Annotated in this window: 14 protein-coding genes; 7 read left to right on the forward strand and 7 right to left on the reverse strand. The window is 71.5% G+C overall.

The window, feature by feature from the left end; all coding sequences use genetic code 11:
- Positions 1-3: 3 nt before the first annotated feature.
- Both tal and tkt read right to left on the reverse strand, forming a co-directional pair.
- Positions 4-1,146 (reverse strand): transaldolase, encoded by a 1,143-nt coding sequence (tal, locus tag ACH4DX_RS05460; RefSeq protein WP_398154062.1) that lies wholly within the window; start codon positions 1,144-1,146, stop codon positions 4-6.
- 34 nt (positions 1,147-1,180) lie between these two features.
- On the reverse strand, positions 1,181-3,268 hold the full coding sequence (tkt, locus tag ACH4DX_RS05465; protein ID WP_398122720.1) for a transketolase: 2,088 nt from the start codon (positions 3,266-3,268) through the stop codon (positions 1,181-1,183).
- Positions 3,269-3,658: 390 nt separating this feature from the next.
- Here tkt and ACH4DX_RS05470 point away from each other — a divergent pair, with 390 nt between their 5' ends.
- Positions 3,659-4,612 carry a heme o synthase gene (locus tag ACH4DX_RS05470; RefSeq protein WP_398122719.1) on the forward strand — a complete coding sequence of 318 codons (954 nt, stop codon included), beginning with the start codon at positions 3,659-3,661 and terminating at the stop codon, positions 4,610-4,612.
- Positions 4,613-4,656: 44 nt separating this feature from the next.
- Here the strand turns inward: ACH4DX_RS05470 and ACH4DX_RS05475 are convergent, their stop codons facing one another.
- Positions 4,657-5,988, reverse strand: a complete 1,332-nt coding sequence (locus tag ACH4DX_RS05475) for an AMP-binding protein (RefSeq protein WP_398154063.1) — start codon at positions 5,986-5,988, stop codon at positions 4,657-4,659.
- A gap of 956 nt (positions 5,989-6,944) precedes the next feature.
- Here ACH4DX_RS05475 and ACH4DX_RS05480 point away from each other — a divergent pair.
- Positions 6,945-7,226 (forward strand): hypothetical protein, encoded by a 282-nt coding sequence (locus ACH4DX_RS05480; protein ID WP_398154186.1) that lies wholly within the window; start codon positions 6,945-6,947, stop codon positions 7,224-7,226.
- 117 nt (positions 7,227-7,343) lie between these two features.
- On the forward strand, positions 7,344-8,432 hold the full coding sequence (locus ACH4DX_RS05485; protein ID WP_398154064.1) for an amidohydrolase: 1,089 nt from the start codon (positions 7,344-7,346) through the stop codon (positions 8,430-8,432).
- Between the two features lie 102 nt (positions 8,433-8,534).
- Here ACH4DX_RS05485 and ACH4DX_RS05490 read toward each other — a convergent pair whose 3' ends face one another.
- The 4 genes from ACH4DX_RS05490 to ACH4DX_RS05505 all read right to left on the reverse strand — a co-directional run bounded on the left by ACH4DX_RS05490 (position 8,535) and on the right by ACH4DX_RS05505 (position 12,337).
- The gene (locus ACH4DX_RS05490; RefSeq protein WP_398154065.1) at positions 8,535-9,545 is read right to left on the reverse strand and encodes a heme A synthase; all 1,011 of its coding nucleotides are present in this window, start codon (positions 9,543-9,545) and stop codon (positions 8,535-8,537) included.
- Positions 9,546-9,649: 104 nt separating this feature from the next.
- On the reverse strand, positions 9,650-10,420 hold the full coding sequence (locus ACH4DX_RS05495) for an ABC transporter permease (RefSeq protein WP_398122715.1): 771 nt from the start codon (positions 10,418-10,420) through the stop codon (positions 9,650-9,652).
- Positions 10,417-11,343: an ABC transporter ATP-binding protein gene (locus ACH4DX_RS05500; protein ID WP_398154066.1), complete on the reverse strand. Its 927-nt coding sequence runs from the start codon at positions 11,341-11,343 to the stop codon at positions 10,417-10,419. Before ACH4DX_RS05500 ends, ACH4DX_RS05495 begins: the two co-directional genes overlap by 4 nt.
- Positions 11,344-11,530: 187 nt before the next feature.
- Positions 11,531-12,337 (reverse strand): aminoglycoside N(3)-acetyltransferase, encoded by an 807-nt coding sequence (locus tag ACH4DX_RS05505; protein WP_398122713.1) that lies wholly within the window; start codon positions 12,335-12,337, stop codon positions 11,531-11,533.
- A gap of 161 nt (positions 12,338-12,498) precedes the next feature.
- Between ACH4DX_RS05505 and ACH4DX_RS05510 the strand changes: the two genes are divergently transcribed.
- The 4 genes from ACH4DX_RS05510 (at position 12,499) to ACH4DX_RS05525 (ending at position 16,340) form a co-directional block, all read left to right on the forward strand.
- Positions 12,499-13,260, forward strand: a complete 762-nt coding sequence (locus ACH4DX_RS05510; protein ID WP_398154067.1) for a helix-turn-helix transcriptional regulator — start codon at positions 12,499-12,501, stop codon at positions 13,258-13,260.
- Positions 13,257-14,678 (forward strand): Fe-S cluster assembly protein SufB, encoded by a 1,422-nt coding sequence (gene sufB / locus ACH4DX_RS05515; RefSeq protein WP_058851576.1) that lies wholly within the window; start codon positions 13,257-13,259, stop codon positions 14,676-14,678. The genes ACH4DX_RS05510 and sufB overlap by 4 nt, the downstream gene beginning before the upstream one ends.
- 109 nt (positions 14,679-14,787) lie before the next feature.
- The gene (sufD, locus tag ACH4DX_RS05520; RefSeq protein WP_398154187.1) at positions 14,788-16,011 is read left to right on the forward strand and encodes a Fe-S cluster assembly protein SufD; all 1,224 of its coding nucleotides are present in this window, start codon (positions 14,788-14,790) and stop codon (positions 16,009-16,011) included.
- A complete protein-coding gene (locus ACH4DX_RS05525; protein WP_398122711.1) occupies positions 16,011-16,340 on the forward strand; it encodes a bifunctional 3-phenylpropionate/cinnamic acid dioxygenase ferredoxin subunit in 330 nt (109 codons plus the stop codon). The genes sufD and ACH4DX_RS05525 overlap by 1 nt, the downstream gene beginning before the upstream one ends.
- Positions 16,341-16,346: the final 6 nt, after the last annotated feature.

The following is a 16,346-nucleotide window of genomic DNA, read 5'->3' on the forward strand; positions in this document are numbered from 1 at the left end:
GTGTCAGCCCTCCGAGGGGGAAAGGCGCTTCAGCTCCGCCTCGGTCGACTTGAGCAGGTCGTTCCAGGACGCCTCGAACTTCTGCACGCCCTCGTCCTCGAGGAGCTGCACGACCTCGTCGTAGGAGACCCCGAGCTTCTCCAGGGCCGCGATGTCCGCGCGCGCCTGGTCGTAGGCACCGGCGATGGTGTTGCCGGTGACCTGGCCGTGGTCGGCGACGGCCTCGAGGGTGGCCTCGGGCATGGTGTTCACCGTGCCGGGGGCCACCAGGTCGTCGACGTACAGCGTGTCCTTGTACGCCTTGTCCTTGACGCCCGTCGACGCCCACAGGGGGCGCTGCTTGTTGGCGTGCGCCTTGTCGAGCGCGGCCCAGCGGTCCGAGCCCTGGGTCGATTTGTCGGCAGAGCCGAACACCTCTTCGAACGCCGCGTAGGCGAGCCGGGCATTGGCGAGGGCGGCCTTGCCGCGCGCCGCCTTGGCCTCGTCCGTGCCCTGGGCGTCGATGCGCTTGTCGATCTCGGTGTCCACGCGGGACACGAAGAACGACGCCACCGAGTGGATCTTCGACAGGTCCAGGCCCGCCGCCTTGGCCTTCTCCAGACCGGCGAGGTAGGCGTCCATGACCTCGCGGTAGCGCTCGAGGGAGAAGATCAGCGTGACGTTGACGCTGATGCCGCGCCCGATGACCTCGGTGATGGCCGGCAGGCCCGCCTTGGTCGCGGGGATCTTGATCAGCGTGTTCGGCCGGTCCACCAGCCACGCGAGCTGCTTGGCCTCGGCGACCGTGGCGCGCGTGTTGTGGGCGAGCCGCGGGTCGACCTCGATCGAGACCCGGCCGTCCTGGCCCTCGGTCGCGTCGAACACCGGGCGCAGGATGTCGGCGGCGTCACGGACGTCCGCCGTCGTGATCATGCGGATGGCTTCCTCGACCGTGACCCCGCGGGCGGCGAGGTCGGTGAGCTGCGTGTCGTAGCCGTCGCCCTCCGAGATCGCCTTCTGGAAGATCGAGGGGTTGGTCGTGACGCCCACGACGTGCTGCTGGTCGATCAGCTCGGCGAGGTTGCCGGACGTGATCCGCTTGCGCGACAGGTCGTCCAGCCAGATCGCGACGCCTTCGTCGGAGAGGCGCTTGAGTGCGTCTGTCATGGAATTACATCTCCTACTTGGTCGTATATGGGCGTCAGCGCTGAGCGGCGGCAATCGATTCCCGCGCGGCCGCGGCGACCGCGTCGGCGGTGAAGCCGAACTCGCGGAAGAGCACCTTGGCGTCCGCCGACGCACCGAAGTGCTCCAGCGAGACGATGCGGCCCGCGTCCCCGACGAAGCGGTGCCAAGTCAGGCCGATGCCCGCCTCGACCGCCACTCGCGCCTTGACCGACGGCGGCAGCACCGAGTCCCGGTACCCCTGGTCCTGCTCGTCGAACCATTCGACCGACGGCATCGAGACGACCCGCGTCGGCACGCCCGCCGCCTGGAGCTGCTCGCGCGCCTCCACGGCGAGCTGCACCTCGGAGCCGGTGCCGATCAGGACGACCTCGGGAGTGCCGCCCTCCGCCTCGAACAGGACGTACCCGCCCTTGGCGGCGTCCTCGTTGGGCTCGTACGTCGGCACGCCCTGACGGGTCAGCGCGAGGCCGTGCGGGGCGCCCTTGCCGAACTCCTTCGTGTAGCGCCTGAGGATCTCGCGCCACGCCAGAGCGGTCTCGTTCGCGTCCGCGGGGCGGACCACGTTCAGGCCGGGGATGGCGCGCAGCGAGGCCAGGTGCTCGACCGGCTGGTGCGTCGGGCCGTCCTCGCCGAGGCCGACGGAGTCGTGCGTCCACACGTACGTCACCGGCAGGTGCATCAGGGCCGAGAGCCGCACCGCGTTGCGCATGTAGTCCGAGAAGACCAGGAACGTGCCGCCGTAGATGCGCGTGTTGCCGTGCAGCGCGATGCCGTTCATCTCCGCGGCCATGGAGTGCTCACGGATGCCGTAGTGGATCGTACGGCCGTACGGGTCGGCCCCCGGCAGCGGATTGCCCTCGGGCAGGAACGACGACGTCTTGTCGATCGTGGTGTTGTTCGAGCCCGCGAGGTCGGCGGAGCCGCCCCACAGCTCGGGGATCACCGCGCCGAGCGCCTGGAGGACCTTGCCGGACGCGGCTCGCGTCGCGACGCCCTTGCCCGTCTCGAAGACCGGGAGCTTCTCCTCCCAGCCGGCCGGCAGCTCGCCCGCGGCGACGCGGTCGAACTCCGCGGCGCGCTCGGGCTGCTGCGTGCGCCACTCGGCGAAGGACTTCGACCAGGTCGCCTTGGCCTCGCGGCCCCGGTCGAGCGCCGCGCGGGTATGCGCGAGCACCTCGTCGGCGACCTCGAAGGACTGCTCCGGGTCGAAGCCGAGGACGCGCTTGGTGGCCGCCACCTCCTCGTCGCCGAGCGCCGAGCCGTGCGCGGCCTCGGTGTTCTGCGCGTTCGGGGCGGGCCAGGCGATGATGGAGCGCATCGCGATGAAGGACGGCCGGTCGGTGACGGCCTTGGCCTCCTGGATCGCCGCGTACAGCGCGGCCGGGTCCAGGTCGCCGTCCTCCTTGGGCTCCACGCGCTGCACGTGCCAGCCGTAGGCCTCGTACCGCTTCTCGGTGTCCTCGGAGATCGCGGTCTCCGTGTCGCCCTCGATCGAGATGTGGTTGTCGTCCCACAGCAGGATCAGATTGCCGAGCTTCTGGTGCCCGGCCATGGAGGACGCCTCGGCGGAGATGCCCTCCTGGAGGCAGCCGTCACCGGCGATGGCGTAGATGTAGTGGTCGAACGGCGACTCGCCGGCCGCGGTGGCCGGGTCGAAGAGGCCGCGCTCGTAGCGGGCGGCCATGGCCATGCCCACGGCGTTGGCGACGCCCTGGCCGAGCGGGCCCGTCGTCGTCTCGACACCCACCGTGTGGCCGTACTCCGGGTGGCCCGGGGTCTTTGAACCCCAGGTGCGGAAGGCCTTCAGGTCGTCGAGCTCCAGGCCGAACCCGGCCAGGTACAGCTGAATGTAAAGCGTCAGAGACGAATGTCCCGCGGACAGGACGAAACGATCGCGGCCGGTCCAGTCGGCGTCCGCCGGGTCGTGCCGCATCACCTTCTGGAAAAGGGTGTACGCGGCAGGCGCGAGGCTCATGGCCGTACCCGGATGGCCGTTGCCGACCTTCTGTACGGAATCCATGGCCAGGACGCGGACGGTGTCGACAGCCCGCTGGTCCAGTTCGGTCCACTCGAGGTCTGTGGTGGTCGGCTTGGTGCTCACCCTGGGTCAGGGCTCCTCTCCACATGTCGAATGCCGGCGGCGTATGGATCCACCGGCCGCTGACGAGCCTACCGCTGCAAGAACGTGCATTCTTTCGAGTCATTCCAGAGTGCAGGGGCGGATTCGAATCCGCCTCCTGAAAGGAATCCCTCGTTCACCATGTGAATGCGGTACTGCTCATCTGGTGGCCGGTTCCGGTCGCCCCGGCGACGCCGCGCACCGGATGCGCGCGACGCTTCCCACTCCACCCGTGTTGCCCCTCAACACGAACCCACCCCCGCGAAGGGCAAGGTATGGGCAACGTCTACAGTGGCGTGGTACGCGCGAGCCTTTACCGGATCTTCATGTCCGAACGTCCGACGCAGGGCTTGCTGGGAGTCTCTGTCAGGGGTGTGCGTGACGGCCGTCGAATCCCGTCCAGCGGGGGTAATCGGGACTAGCCAGAACCCGAGCAACCGGCCGTTCGGGGCCCGAGTCAAGGCGTTCGTGGCGCTGACCAAGCCGCGGATCATCGAGTTGCTCCTGATCACCACCGTTCCGGTGATGTTCCTCGCCGAGCAGGGGGTGCCGGACCTCACGCTGGTCCTGCTCACCTGCGTGGGCGGCTATCTCTCGGCCGGTGGAGCCAACGCGCTCAACATGTACATCGACCGCGACATCGACGCCCTCATGGAACGTACGTCGCAGCGGCCGCTGGTCACGGGCATGGTCAGCCCCCGGGAGTGCCTGGTCTTCGGCATCACGCTCGCCGTCGTCTCCACGCTCCTGTTCGGCCTCACCGTCAACTGGCTCTCCGCCTGGCTGTCGCTCGGGGCGCTGCTCTTCTACGTCGTCGTCTACACGATGCTGCTCAAGCGCCGTACCTCCCAGAACATCGTCTGGGGCGGCATCGCGGGCTGCCTGCCGGTCCTCATCGGCTGGTCGTCCGTCACCAACTCGATGTCCTGGGCGCCGGTCGTCCTCTTCCTCGTGATGTTCTTCTGGACGCCGCCGCACTACTGGCCGCTGTCCATGAGGGTGAAGGAGGACTACGCGCGCGTGGGCGTGCCGATGCTTCCGGTGATCGCCTCCAACAAGGTCGTCGCGCGCCAGATCGTCCTCTACAGCTGGGTCATGGTCGCCGTCTCGCTGCTGTTGCAGCCCCTCGGCTACACCGGCTGGTTCTACACCGCGGTCGCCCTCACCACCGGCGGCTGGTGGCTGTGGGAGGCGCACGGCCTCCAGAACCGCGCCAAGTCCGAGGCGACCGGCGGCAAGCTGAAGGAGATGCGGCTCTTCCACTGGTCGATCACCTATGTCTCGCTGCTGTTCGTGGCGGTCGCGGTGGATCCCTTCCTGCGCTAGCCTCCGGCGGTTCCCCGCGCGAGCGGTGAGCGGCCCCGTCGTCCTCAGGACGGCGGGGCCGCTCTGTTCTTTGCGTCCGGTCGTGCTGCTTCCGCTTCCGGTCCCTCTTCCGGTTCCTCCGGCGGTTCCGATTCCGGTTCCGGTTCCGGTTCCGCGCCGGGGTACAGGTAGCCGTCCCCGTCCCTCCGGACCGTGCGGCCGGTGCGGAACCAGCCGTTCCTGAGCACCGCGTCCGTGGCCTCCGCGTCCCCGTAGTACCCGTCGAACAGGGACGGGCCACGCACCCACAGCTCGCCGTCCACGACCCGCACCCCGACACCCGGCGCGGGCGAGCCGCAGCTGCCCGGCCTGGCGCGGACGTCGGCGTGGTCGAGCGCGGCGATGTCGCCCGTCTCGGGGGTGCCGAGGACGGCACGTACCAGCGCGGCGGGGGTGGCGGTGCGGACGGCTTCGATGAGCCGCGGTGGCGTGTCGGCCGGATCCGCCGCCTCCACCACGGCGAGGCGCAGGGGGGCCAGCTGGTGGGGAGCGGTGTCCAGGACGGCCCACCACACGTCGGGCGGGCCCGTCAGGCGGGCGGCCCGGTGCTCCCGCACGGCCGCGCAGACCGCCGCCGGGCCCGGCTCCGCGGGCAGGACCACGGTGCCCCGGGTCTGCCACTGCCGCAGGACGGCCGTCCAGGCGGCCGGGTGACCCGGCGGGAAGCCGCACACCAGGGGGCCCGGGGGCTCGGGCCGGCTCCCCGGGTGGGTGCGCAGGGCGCTCACGCGGTGGGAGAGGACGACGCCTCGCGGGCGCGGTGCGCCGGTGCGTACGGGGGTGGGGCCGGGGAGCGCGCCGGTGCGGCCGGTGAAGAGGACGAGGTGGGCGTCGGACTCGGACGGTGACCGTCCGGCGGGCCTTCGCGGCGGGCGTCCCGGGGGCTTCCCACCCGTTGCGGCCTCTTGTGCCGGTACGAGGAGTTCCTCCTGCTTCGGGAGTACGAGGTGCCTGGCGCCGGCCGCGGCGGCGAGCCGTGCCCCCGTCCCGGCCTCCGCCTCCGCCCACGGCCCGTCCGTCACGACGAGGCGTGGCGCCGCGGTCCGCACGACAGGGACGGAGGCCGCGCCCCGGTCCAGCGGGTCCAGCGGGACGAACGCCGCTCCGGCCCGCGCCGCCCCGGCGAACAGCGGCAGCGCGGCGAACAGGTCGCCCGTCAGGCAGACCACGCGATCCCCGCGCCGGACACCGCACGCCCGCAGGCGCCCGGCGGCCCGGTCGGCCGCCGCGTCCAGCTCCGCGAAGGAGAGCGCGCGATCCCCGCACACCACGGCCGGGCGGTGCGGGGCCGCTCCCGCGGCGGACCGGAAGACCTCGTCGATCAGCAGACCGGACATGGTCCCCGGTCCTACCATGGGGGCGGCGCACGGGGGAACGTACGTACGGGTCATGGGCCGACTCCGGCCGCACCGTGGCCGAGACCACGCCACCCGGACGTCGCCGAATGATCTACCCGTCGGTAGCATCCTGTGCCATGGCTGACACGGAGCAGGGCAGGGACCAGAGCACGGACCAGGACACCGGCGCTGCGGGCACCGGCGCTACGGACGGCGCCGCCGCGGAGGCCGCCGCTGCGGGCACCGGTGCCGCGGACGGCGGTGCTACGGCTGAGGCCGCCGCGGGCACCGGCGCTGCGGACAAGGCTGCTGCGGACGTCGCCGCTGCGGACAAGGCCACCGCAAGCACCGGCGCTGCGGGCACCGCCGCTGCGGGCGCCGCCGCTACCGATAGGACCGCCACGGACACCAGCGCTGCGGACAAGGCCACCGCGAGCATCGCCGCTGCGGACAAGGCCGCTACGGACAAGGCCGCTGTGGACGCCGCCGCTGCGGACAAAGCCGCTGTGGGCGCCGCCGCTGGGGATGAGACCGCCACAGACACCGGTGCTGCGGCCAAGGCCGCTGCGGACACCGGTGCTGCGGGCAAGGCCGCTGCGGACACCGGCGCTGCGGCCAAGACCACTGTGGACGCCGCCGCTGCGGCCAAGACCGCCACGGACACGGGTGCTACGGACAGGACCGGCAAGGACACCGCCGCCGCGGGCAAGACCGCCACGGATACCGTCGCGACGAATAAGGCCGCCACGGGCAAGACCGCTGCGGCCACCGCCGCTACGACCAAGACCCCCGCCGACACCGCCGCCACGGCCAAGGCCGCCACCGACACCGCCGCCACGGCCGAGGCAGCCACGACCAAAACCGCCACAGACGAAACCCCCGCCCCCCAGGGCAAGGCCGCCGCAGGCGGCAAGCCCGACAAGGAGGCTGTTCGGGCCGACCGCGCGGCCGCCAAGCTGGCCAAGGCGATCACGGCGTTCGCGCGGAAGCACGGCGGCGCCGACGGCCAGGTCGCCTACATCGGTGAGCGGGGCGCGCGGATCGTCCTCGTCGGCGCGGACGGCAACTGGGGCGACCTCGTGGCGCCGACCCACGCCATCGCGACGAGCGCCGTGGAACGGTCCGAAATCACCGTCCACGAGGACTTCGACGGCGAGTTCGCGGCCAAGGTGAAGACCGGACCGTATGAGTGGACCCGCATGGCGGGCATCCAGGTCGGCGGACCGGCGAACGACTGAGACACGCGTGCGGCGCGCCCCGGCGGCACGGCGGGCAACACCTGACGCCGGGCTCGACCGTTAGGACCGTGAAACCAGCGGAACACAGCCGAACACGGTCCACGCGAGGGAGCCAGGATGATCGGAACGCCGTCCCTGGTGGACCAGCACTGCCACGGCGTCCTGCGGACGGAGCTGGGACTCGGCACCTTCGAGGCCCATCTCGGCCGGGGTGAGGGCCCGCCCGCCCCCGGCACCACCTTCTTCGACACCCAGACGGGTTTCGCCGTACGCCGCTGGTGTCCGCCGCTGCTCGGCCTGGAACCGCACTGCCCGCCCGCCCGCTATCTCGCGCGCCGCCGCGAGCTCGGGGTCCTGGACGCGGGCCGGCTGCTGCTGCGCGGCAGCGGCATCACGACGTACCTGGTCGACACCGGTCTGCCCGGCGACCTGACGGGGCCGGGCGAGCTGGCGTCGGCGGGGGCGGCGGACGCCCACGAGATCGTCCGCCTGGAACTCCTCGCCGAACAGGTCGCCGACACCTCCGGCACGGTCGACTGCTTTCTCGCCAACCTCGCCGAGTCCGTGCACGGCGCCGCGAACGGTGCCGTGGCCTTCGCCTCCGTCGCGGGGGCGCGCGGATGCCCGGCCCTCACCGCCGAACCGCCGGGTCCCGGCGAGGTGCGCGGGGCGGCGGGGCGGTGGCTGGCCGGACGGCAGGTGGGCGGTGAGCTGGCGGACCCGGTGCTGCTGCGGCACCTGCTGTGGATCGCCGTCGCCTCCGGCCTGCCCTTGCAACTGCACGCGGGCGCCGCCGACCCGGAGGGCTCCTTCAAGGACTTCGCCCGCGCCACGGCCGGGCTCGGCACCGACCTGGTGCTCCTCGGCACCTATCCGCACCACCGGGCGGCGGCCCACCTCGCGGGTGTCTTCCCGCACGTGTACGCCGACCTCGGCTCCGCGCTCGTACGGACCGGGGCCCGGGCCGCGGCCGTCCTCGCGGAGATCCTGGAACTCGCTCCCTTCGGCAAGCTGCTGTTCTCCAGCGGCGCGCACGGGCTGCCGGAGCTGCACGTGGTGGGCGCACACCTGTTCAGGGAGGCACTCGGGCGGGTGCTCGGCACTTGGGTCGCGGACGGCGCGTGGTCGCTGACGGACGCGCAACGCGTGGCGGGGCTGATCGCTGCGGGGAACGCGGAGCGGGTGTACGGACTGGCGGAGGAGTAGGCAGGGCCGCCGGTCGCGGCAGGCGGGTCCAGACCGCCGCGACCGGCGGGCAGGTTCGGACCGCCACGACCAGAAGGGGTATCGCCGCGGGCCGGAGCGGATTCAGACCGTGGAGAGCGCCGGATCCGCCTGCGCCGGAACCCCCGGCGCCACCGCGGGCCGCTCCCGCAGCGACAGGAGCACCCGCAGCACCCCGATCCACACCAGGCACGACCCCAGCATGTGCGCCGCCACCAGCGCCTCGGGCAGGTCCGTGAAGTACTGGACGTAGCCGATGACGCCCTGCGCGAGCAGGATCACGAACAGGTCCCGGGTGCGGGCGAGCGGCCCGGGGGGCGCGTCCACCGCCTTCAGGACGAACCACAGGGCGAAGGTCAGCGTCACCACGATCCACGCGAGGACGGCGTGCAGCTTGGAGACACCCTCCCAGTCCAGGCCCACCGCGCCGACGTCCATGCGCGGTACGTCGCTGGAGTCACCGGCGTGCGGACCCGCGCCCGTCACCACCGTACCCACGGCGATGAGCAGCACCGAGGCCCCGACCATGACCCACACCAGCTGCGCGACGGCCTTGCCGACCCGCGGGCGCGGCTCCCCGTCGCCCTCCCGCGTGCGCTGCCACATCGACGTGGCGACCGCGATCAGGGCGGTGGAGAGCAGGAAGTGCGCGGCGACGGTGTACGGGTTGAGGCCGACGAGCACGACGATGCCACCGAGCACCGCGTTGCCCATGACCAGCCAGAACTGGGCCCAGCCGTACCGGGTCAGGCTGCGCCGCCACGGCTTCTGCGAGCGTACGGCGATGATGGCCCAGCCGACGGCGGCGCACAGCACGTACGTCAGCAGGCGGTTGCCGAACTCGATGACCCCGTGGAAGCCCATCTCGTGGGTCGTGGTGAGGGAGTCGTCGGTGCACTTGGGCCAGGTCGGGCAGCCGAGTCCGGACCCGGTGAGCCGGACGGCGCCGCCGGTGACCACGATGACCACCGTCATCACGAGCGAGGCGAGCACCGCGCGCCGGACGGTCCGATCGGTCGGGGTCCAGCGTTCCGCGATGAAGGCGAGCGGATTGCGTGCTGCTTGAGCCAGTTCGGCCCGGGTCACGTTTGGCACGGACCCATCGTAGGGGGCCGCTTGTGCACGGCTTCACGAGGGGGACGTATCCGGTCCATCTGTGACGCCGGTTACGTGACGTCCCCGGCCCCGCGGTGGAGCCGCTACTCCCAGCGGAAGAACCGGGCCGCCGCACCCAGCCCGAGCACCGCCCACGCCGCGAGGATCCCCAGGTCGCCCCACGGCATCGACGCGCCGTCCTGGAGCACGTCCCGCAGTCCGTCGGAGAGCGCCGAGATGGGCAGCAGTCCGAGCGCCGACTCGACGCCCCCGGGGAACCTGTCGAGCGGCACGATGACGCCGCCGCCCACCAGCAGGAGCAGGAAGACCAGGTTCGCGGCGGCCAGGGTCGCCTCCGCCCTGAGCGTGCCCGCCATCAGCAGGCCGAGGCCGGAGAAGGCGGCGGTGCCGAGGACCAGGAGCAGCAGGACGGCGAGCGGGTTGCCGTGCGGCGACCAGCCGAGCGCGAAGGCGATCGCGGTGAGCAGCGCGATCTGGAGCACCTCGGTGACCAGGACGGACAGCGTCTTGGCGGCCATCAGGCCCCAGCGCGGCAGCGGCGAGGCGCCGAGCCGCTTGAGCACGCCGTACCGCCGCTCGAAGCCCGTCGCGATGGCCTGCCCGGTGAAGGCCGTCGACATGACGGCGAGAGCGAGGACGCCGGGCGCGAGGAAGTCGACCGCGTCGCCCTTCCCCGTGTCGACGATGTCGACCGCGCTGAAGAGGACGAGCAGGAGCGTCGGGATGACGACGGTGAGCAGGAGCTGCTCGCCGTTGCGCAGCAGCATCTTCGTCTCGAGTGCGGCCTGCGCGCCGATCATGCGGGGGAGCGGGGCGGCGCCCGGCCTGGGCGTGTACGTACCGGCGGCGCTCATCCGCGCAGCTCCTTGCCCGTGAGTTCGAGGAAGACGTCTTCGAGGGTGTGGCGTTCGACCGAGATCCGGTCCGGCATGACGCCGTGCTGGGCGCACCAGGAGGTGACGGTGGCGAGCAGCTGGGGGTCGACGGTGCCGCTGACGCGGTAGGCGCCGGGGGTGAGTTCGGCGGCGGCGGAGTCCGGTGGCAGGGCCTTGAGCAGGGAGGCCACGTCGAGCCCCGGGCGGCCGGTGAAGCGGAGCGTGTTCTCGGCGCCGCCGCGGCACAGCTCCTCGGGGCTGCCCCGGGCGATGACCCTGCCCGCGTCGATGATCGCGACGTCGTCGGCGAGTTCCTCGGCCTCGTCCATGTGGTGCGTGGTGAGGATCACCGAGACGCCGTCGGCGCGCAGGTCGCGGACCAGGCTCCAGGTGGCCCGGCGGGCCTGGGGGTCGAGGCCCGCGGTCGGCTCGTCGAGGAAGACGAGTTCGGGCCTGCCGACCACGGCCATGGCGAGCGCGAGGCGCTGCTGCTGGCCGCCGGAGAGGCGCCGGTAGGTGGTGCGGCCGCAGGAGCCGAGGCCCAGGCGCTGGATGAGGGCGTCGACGTCGAGGGGGTGGGCGTGCAGCTTGGCGACGTGGCGCAGCATCTCGTCGGCGCGGGCGCCGGAGTAGACGCCGCCGGACTGGAGCATCACGCCGATGCGGGGCCGCAGCGCGGCGGCCTCGCGGACCGGGTCGAGGCCGAGGACGCGGACCTCGCCCGCGTCCGGCCTGCGGTAGCCCTCGCAGATCTCCACGGTGGTGGTCTTGCCGGCGCCGTTCGGGCCGAGTACGGCCGTGACGGCGGCCGCGCGGACGTCCAGGTCGAGGCCGTCCACCGCGGTCTTGGTCCCGTACCGCTTGACCAGACCCTCGGCCTGGACGACGGACTCATTTCCCATGCCGGGAAGTCTAGAGAGCGCCGCGCGACTCTCGGCCGGGGGGCGCCCCGTCAGGGGCGCGGGGAACCGCGCTACCAGCGACGAAGCACCCGCAGACGCGTCTGCGCCCTCTCGGCGGGCGCGTCTGCCGCTCGTCGCGCGCCGAGCGCGCGGTACCGCACGCCGAGCGCGCGGTTCCCCGCACCCCTCACGGGGCCCCCGGCCGGTGCTTCGGCAGCCACGTCTGCGCGTAGGCCACCGCGTCGGCCAGCGGGAACAGGCGGGCCGTCGCCGCACCGACCGCGCCGCGCAGCACGGGCCGCGCCCGTTCGTAGTCGGCGCCGAGTTCGTCGAAGCACGTCTCGTCGATGTCGGTGTCGCCAACCGTCATCCAGCGGCGGCCCTCGTCCGTCATGACGGCGAACGAGTTCTCCACGAGCGGCGGCGCCGGGAGCCGGTACTCCGCCAGGTGGAAGGCGGTGCAGGATGCGAAGCCCGCGCCGAGGAGCAGCACCCGTGCCCCGGCGGCCTCGAGGCGGGCGAGCGGGCTGCGCTCACCGAGCCGGCAGTCCAGGGCGTGGCCGTCCATCAGGGCTGCGGCGCGGGGGCCGAGCGCCGCGAAGGACGTCTGGGGGTGGGCGCTGCGGACGGCACCGGGCCAGGTGCGCACGGTCTCGGGGAGTACGCCCATGCCGCGCGTGCGGGCGGTGCGCGGGTCGTAGGCGGGCATCGTGTCGCGGATGGCGGGCCACCACGCGGCGGGCACCGGCGGGTGCTGCCACTCGGCGGGCTCGGAGTTGTCGCCGGAGTGGGCGGGCACCACCAGCGTCCCGCCGTCACCCAGACAGTCGAGCAGGGCGAGAACGGTCGCCTCCGGGCCACCGTTGACCCAGCCGAGCGAACTGAGCGAGGTGTGGACGAGCACGGTGTCACCGGGGCGCAGGCCCAGGGCGCGCAGGTCCTGTGCCAGCGAGTCGCGCGTGCACAAAGGGCCGGTGAGAGGGGGTGTCGACATGGTCAGGGAGTCTTGTGGACGGGAGCGCCCGACGCCACTCCTTTGATCGATCAATGATCGTTTCCGCAGGTCAGTTTAGGTATACCTAAGTGACACACGGCACCGAACACTGATCCGGACGCGGGTTGTCAGGCTCTGAGGAATTACGCAACAATGGCGTTGTGAAAAACGTTGGCGAGGCTCGGGAGGCCCCGGCGAGGGCCCCGCAGGAAGAGCTCGCGACCGGTGAGCGGTCCACCCGCAACCGCGTCGCGCGCTCCATCCTGGACCACGGCCCCTCCACCGTCGCCGACCTCGCCGGGCGGCTCGGCCTGACCCAGGCCGCGGTCCGCCGCCATCTGGACACCCTGGTCCAGGAGAACGTGGTCGAGGGACGCGAGAAGCGGGTCTACGGCGCGCGCACCCGGGGCCGCCCGGCCAAGGTCTTCGCGCTGACGGACTGCGGCCGCGACGCCTTCGACCAGTCCTACGACAAGCTCGCGGCCGACGCCCTGCGCTGGATCGCCCTGACCCACGGCGAGGCCGCGGTCGCGGAATTCGCCCGCGCCCGCATCACCGAGCAGGCCGAGGCCTATCGCGAGGCCGTCGAAGCCGCCCCCCCGGAGCAGCGCACCGACGCCCTGGCGAAGGCATTGACCGCCGACGGGTACGCTGCTACGGCGCGCAGCGCGCCCGTGGGCGAGCAGCTCTGCCAGCACCACTGCCCCGTCGCGCACGTGGCCGAGCAGTATCCACAGCTCTGCGAGGCGGAGACGGAGATCTTCTCCGAGCTCCTCGGGACCCACGTCCAGCGGCTCGCCACCATCGCCCACGGGGACGGCGTCTGCACGACGTTCATCCCGAAGGCGGCCCCGCAGCCCCCTGCGGTCACAGACACCACTGCCAACACTTCTGCAAGCACGGCCGGGAGGAACCCCGCATGACTCTCCCCACGGAGACTGCCCACCCCGAACTCGAGGGCCTGGGCAAGTACGAATACGGCTGGGCCGACTCCGACACGGCCGGTGCCTCTGCCAAGCGCGGCATCAACGAGGACGTCGTCCGGGACATCTCCGCGAAGAAGAACGAGCCGGAGTGGATGACCAAGCTCCGTCTCAAGGGCCTGCGCCTCTTCGAGAAGAAGCCCATGCCGAACTGGGGCTCGGACCTCTCCGGCATCGACTTCGACAACATCAAGTACTTCGTGCGCTCCACGGAGAAGCAGGCGGAGTCCTGGGAGGACCTGCCCGAGGACATCAAGAACACGTACGACAAGCTCGGCATCCCCGAGGCGGAGAAGCAGCGCCTGGTCGCCGGTGTCGCCGCGCAGTACGAGTCCGAGGTCGTCTACCACCAGATCCGTGAGGACCTGGAGGAGCAGGGCGTCATCTTCCTGGACACCGACACGGCCCTGAAGGAGCACCCCGAGCTCTTCAAGGAGTACTTCGGCACGGTCATCCCGGTCGGCGACAACAAGTTCGCCTCGCTGAACTCCGCCGTGTGGTCCGGCGGCTCCTTCATCTACGTGCCGAAGGGCGTGCACGTGGAGATCCCGCTCCAGGCCTACTTCCGCATCAACACGGAGAACATGGGCCAGTTCGAGCGGACGCTGATCATCGTCGACGAGGACGCCTACGTCCACTACGTCGAGGGCTGCACGGCGCCGATCTACAAGTCGGACTCCCTGCACTCCGCGGTCGTCGAGATCATCGTCAAGAAGGGCGCCCGCTGCCGCTACACGACGATCCAGAACTGGTCGAACAACGTCTACAACCTGGTCACCAAGCGCGCCGTGGCCTATGAGGGCGCGACCATGGAGTGGATCGACGGCAACATCGGCTCCAAGGTGACGATGAAGTACCCCGCCGTCTACCTGATGGGCGAGCACGCCAAGGGCGAGACCCTCTCCATCGCCTTCGCGGGCGAGGGCCAGCACCAGGACGCCGGCTCCAAGATGGTCCACATGGCGCCGAACACCTCGTCCAACATCGTGTCGAAGTCCGTGGCGCGTGGCGGTGGCCGCACCTCCTACCGCGGCCTGGTCGAGATCGGCGAGGGCGCCCCGGGCTCCAAGTCCAACGTGCTCTGTGACGCGCTGCTCGTCGACACCATCTCCCGCTCCGACACGTATCCGTACGTGGACGTTCGCGAGGACGACGTCTCCATGGGCCACGAGGCCACCGTCTCCAAGGTCTCCGAGGACCAGCTCTTCTACCTGATGAGCCGCGGCCTCACCGAGTTCGAGGCGATGGCGATGATCGTGCGCGGCTTCGTGGAGCCCATCGCGAAGGAGCTGCCCATGGAGTACGCCCTGGAGCTCAACCGGCTGATCGAACTGCAAATGGAAGGCGCGGTGGGCTAGGGCGCCCCGCCGGACCGACCACGACACGGGGCTCAGTCGCTGAGCCCCACGAGCCTGCCGTCGCCGGCAGGTGAACACGATGAGGCAGAAAGCGAGCAACACCGAAGCCATGGCTCAGGCTCAGAACGCCCCCAAGCTCTCGACTTCGCTCGGGCAGGGGGGACCCCCCTCGGTGGGCGGCACCACGACCTCCGGCTCGATCGCGGTGGCCGCCGAGTCGACCGTCGCCACCCGCATGAGCGCGCCCCCGTCCTTCGACGTGGCGGACTTCCCGGTGCCGCACGGCCGCGAGGAGGAGTGGCGGTTCACCCCGCTGGAGCGCCTGCGCGGGCTGCACGACGGCACCGCGGTCGCCACCGGCGGCGGAGTGAGGATCGACATCGAGGCCCCCGAGGCCGTCGTCGTCGAGACCGTCGGCCGTGACGACGCGCGCCTCGGCAGGGCGGGCGTCCCCGTGGACCGCGTCGCAGCCCAGGCCTACTCCGCGTTCAAGGAGGCCGGTGTCGTCACCGTCCCCAAGGAGACGGTGCTCACCGAGCCGATCCGCATCGCCGTGCACGGCCAGGGCGGGGTCGCCTACGGCCACCAGGTCATCGAGCTCGGCGCCTTCGCCGAGGCCGTCGTGGTGATCGACCACACCGGCGACGCCGCGCTCGCGGCCAACGTCGACTACGTCCTCGGGGACGGCGCCAAGCTGACCGTCGTCTCCGTGCAGGACTGGGACGACAAGGCCGTGCACGTCGGCCAGCACAACGCCCTGATCGGCCGGGACGCCACCTTCAAGTCCTTCGTGGTCACCTTCGGCGGCGACCTCGTGCGCCTGCACCCCCGGGTGGCGTACGCGGGCACCGGCGGCGAGGCGGAGCTGTTCGGCCTGTACTTCACGGACGCGGGCCAGCACCAGGAGCACCGCCTCCTGGTCGACCACAACGTCCCGCACTGCAAGTCCAACGTCGTCTACAAGGGCGCGTTGCAGGGCGAGCAGGCGCACGCCGTGTGGATCGGTGACGTCCTCATCGAGGCCAAGGCCGAGGGCACCGACACCTACGAGATGAACCGCAACCTCGTCCTGACGGACGGCGCCCGCGTCGACTCCGTGCCCAACCTGGAGATCGAGACCGGCGAGATCGTCGGCGCGGGGCACGCGAGCGCCACCGGCCGGTTCGACGACGAGCAGCTGTTCTACCTGATGGCGCGCGGCATCCCGCAGCAGGAGGCGCGCCGTCTCGTCGTGCGCGGCTTCTTCGCCGAGCTGGTCCAGCAGATCGGGGTCGACGACATCGAAGAGCGCCTCCTCGTGAAGATCGACGAGGAGCTGGAGGCGTCCGTCTGATGGCATTCGAACGCGTCTGCGACCTGAGCGAGCTGGAGGAGGACACCCCGAAGCGGGTGGAACTCGACGGCACGCCGGTCTCGGTCGTCCACACCGAGGGCGAGGTGTTCGCGATCCACGACATCTGCTCGCACGCGAACGTCTCCCTCTCCGAGGGCGAGGTGGAGGACTGCCAGATCGAGTGCTGGCTGCACGGCTCCGCCTTCGACCTGCGTACCGGCAAGCCGTCCGGCCTGCCCGCGACGCGCCCCGTCCCCGTATACCCCGTAAAGATCGAAGGGGGCAGCGTCCTCGTTGACGTACGCGCCTCCGTCACCCAGGAGTCCTGAGGCACC

The organism is Streptomyces sp. NPDC017940, assembly GCF_044328435.1.
In the GTDB taxonomy this organism is placed as follows: domain Bacteria; phylum Actinomycetota; class Actinomycetes; order Streptomycetales; family Streptomycetaceae; genus Streptomyces.

Excerpts from the sequence above, each read along its gene's own strand:
- tal (WP_398154062.1), bottom strand. The coding sequence starts at position 1,146 with ATGACAGACGCACTCAAGCGCCTCTCCGACGAAGGCGTCGCGATCTGG.
- ACH4DX_RS05475 (WP_398154063.1), bottom strand. The coding sequence starts at position 5,988 with ATGTCCGGTCTGCTGATCGACGAGGTCTTCCGGTCCGCCGCGGGAGCG.
- ACH4DX_RS05485 (WP_398154064.1), top strand. The coding sequence starts at position 7,344 with ATGATCGGAACGCCGTCCCTGGTGGACCAGCACTGCCACGGCGTCCTG.
- ACH4DX_RS05495 (WP_398122715.1), bottom strand. The coding sequence starts at position 10,420 with ATGAGCGCCGCCGGTACGTACACGCCCAGGCCGGGCGCCGCCCCGCTC.
- ACH4DX_RS05500 (WP_398154066.1), bottom strand. The coding sequence starts at position 11,343 with ATGGGAAATGAGTCCGTCGTCCAGGCCGAGGGTCTGGTCAAGCGGTAC.
- ACH4DX_RS05505 (WP_398122713.1), bottom strand. The coding sequence starts at position 12,337 with ATGTCGACACCCCCTCTCACCGGCCCTTTGTGCACGCGCGACTCGCTG.
- sufB (WP_058851576.1), top strand. The coding sequence starts at position 13,257 with ATGACTCTCCCCACGGAGACTGCCCACCCCGAACTCGAGGGCCTGGGC.
- sufD (WP_398154187.1), top strand. The coding sequence starts at position 14,788 with ATGGCTCAGGCTCAGAACGCCCCCAAGCTCTCGACTTCGCTCGGGCAG.
- ACH4DX_RS05525 (WP_398122711.1), top strand. The coding sequence starts at position 16,011 with ATGGCATTCGAACGCGTCTGCGACCTGAGCGAGCTGGAGGAGGACACC.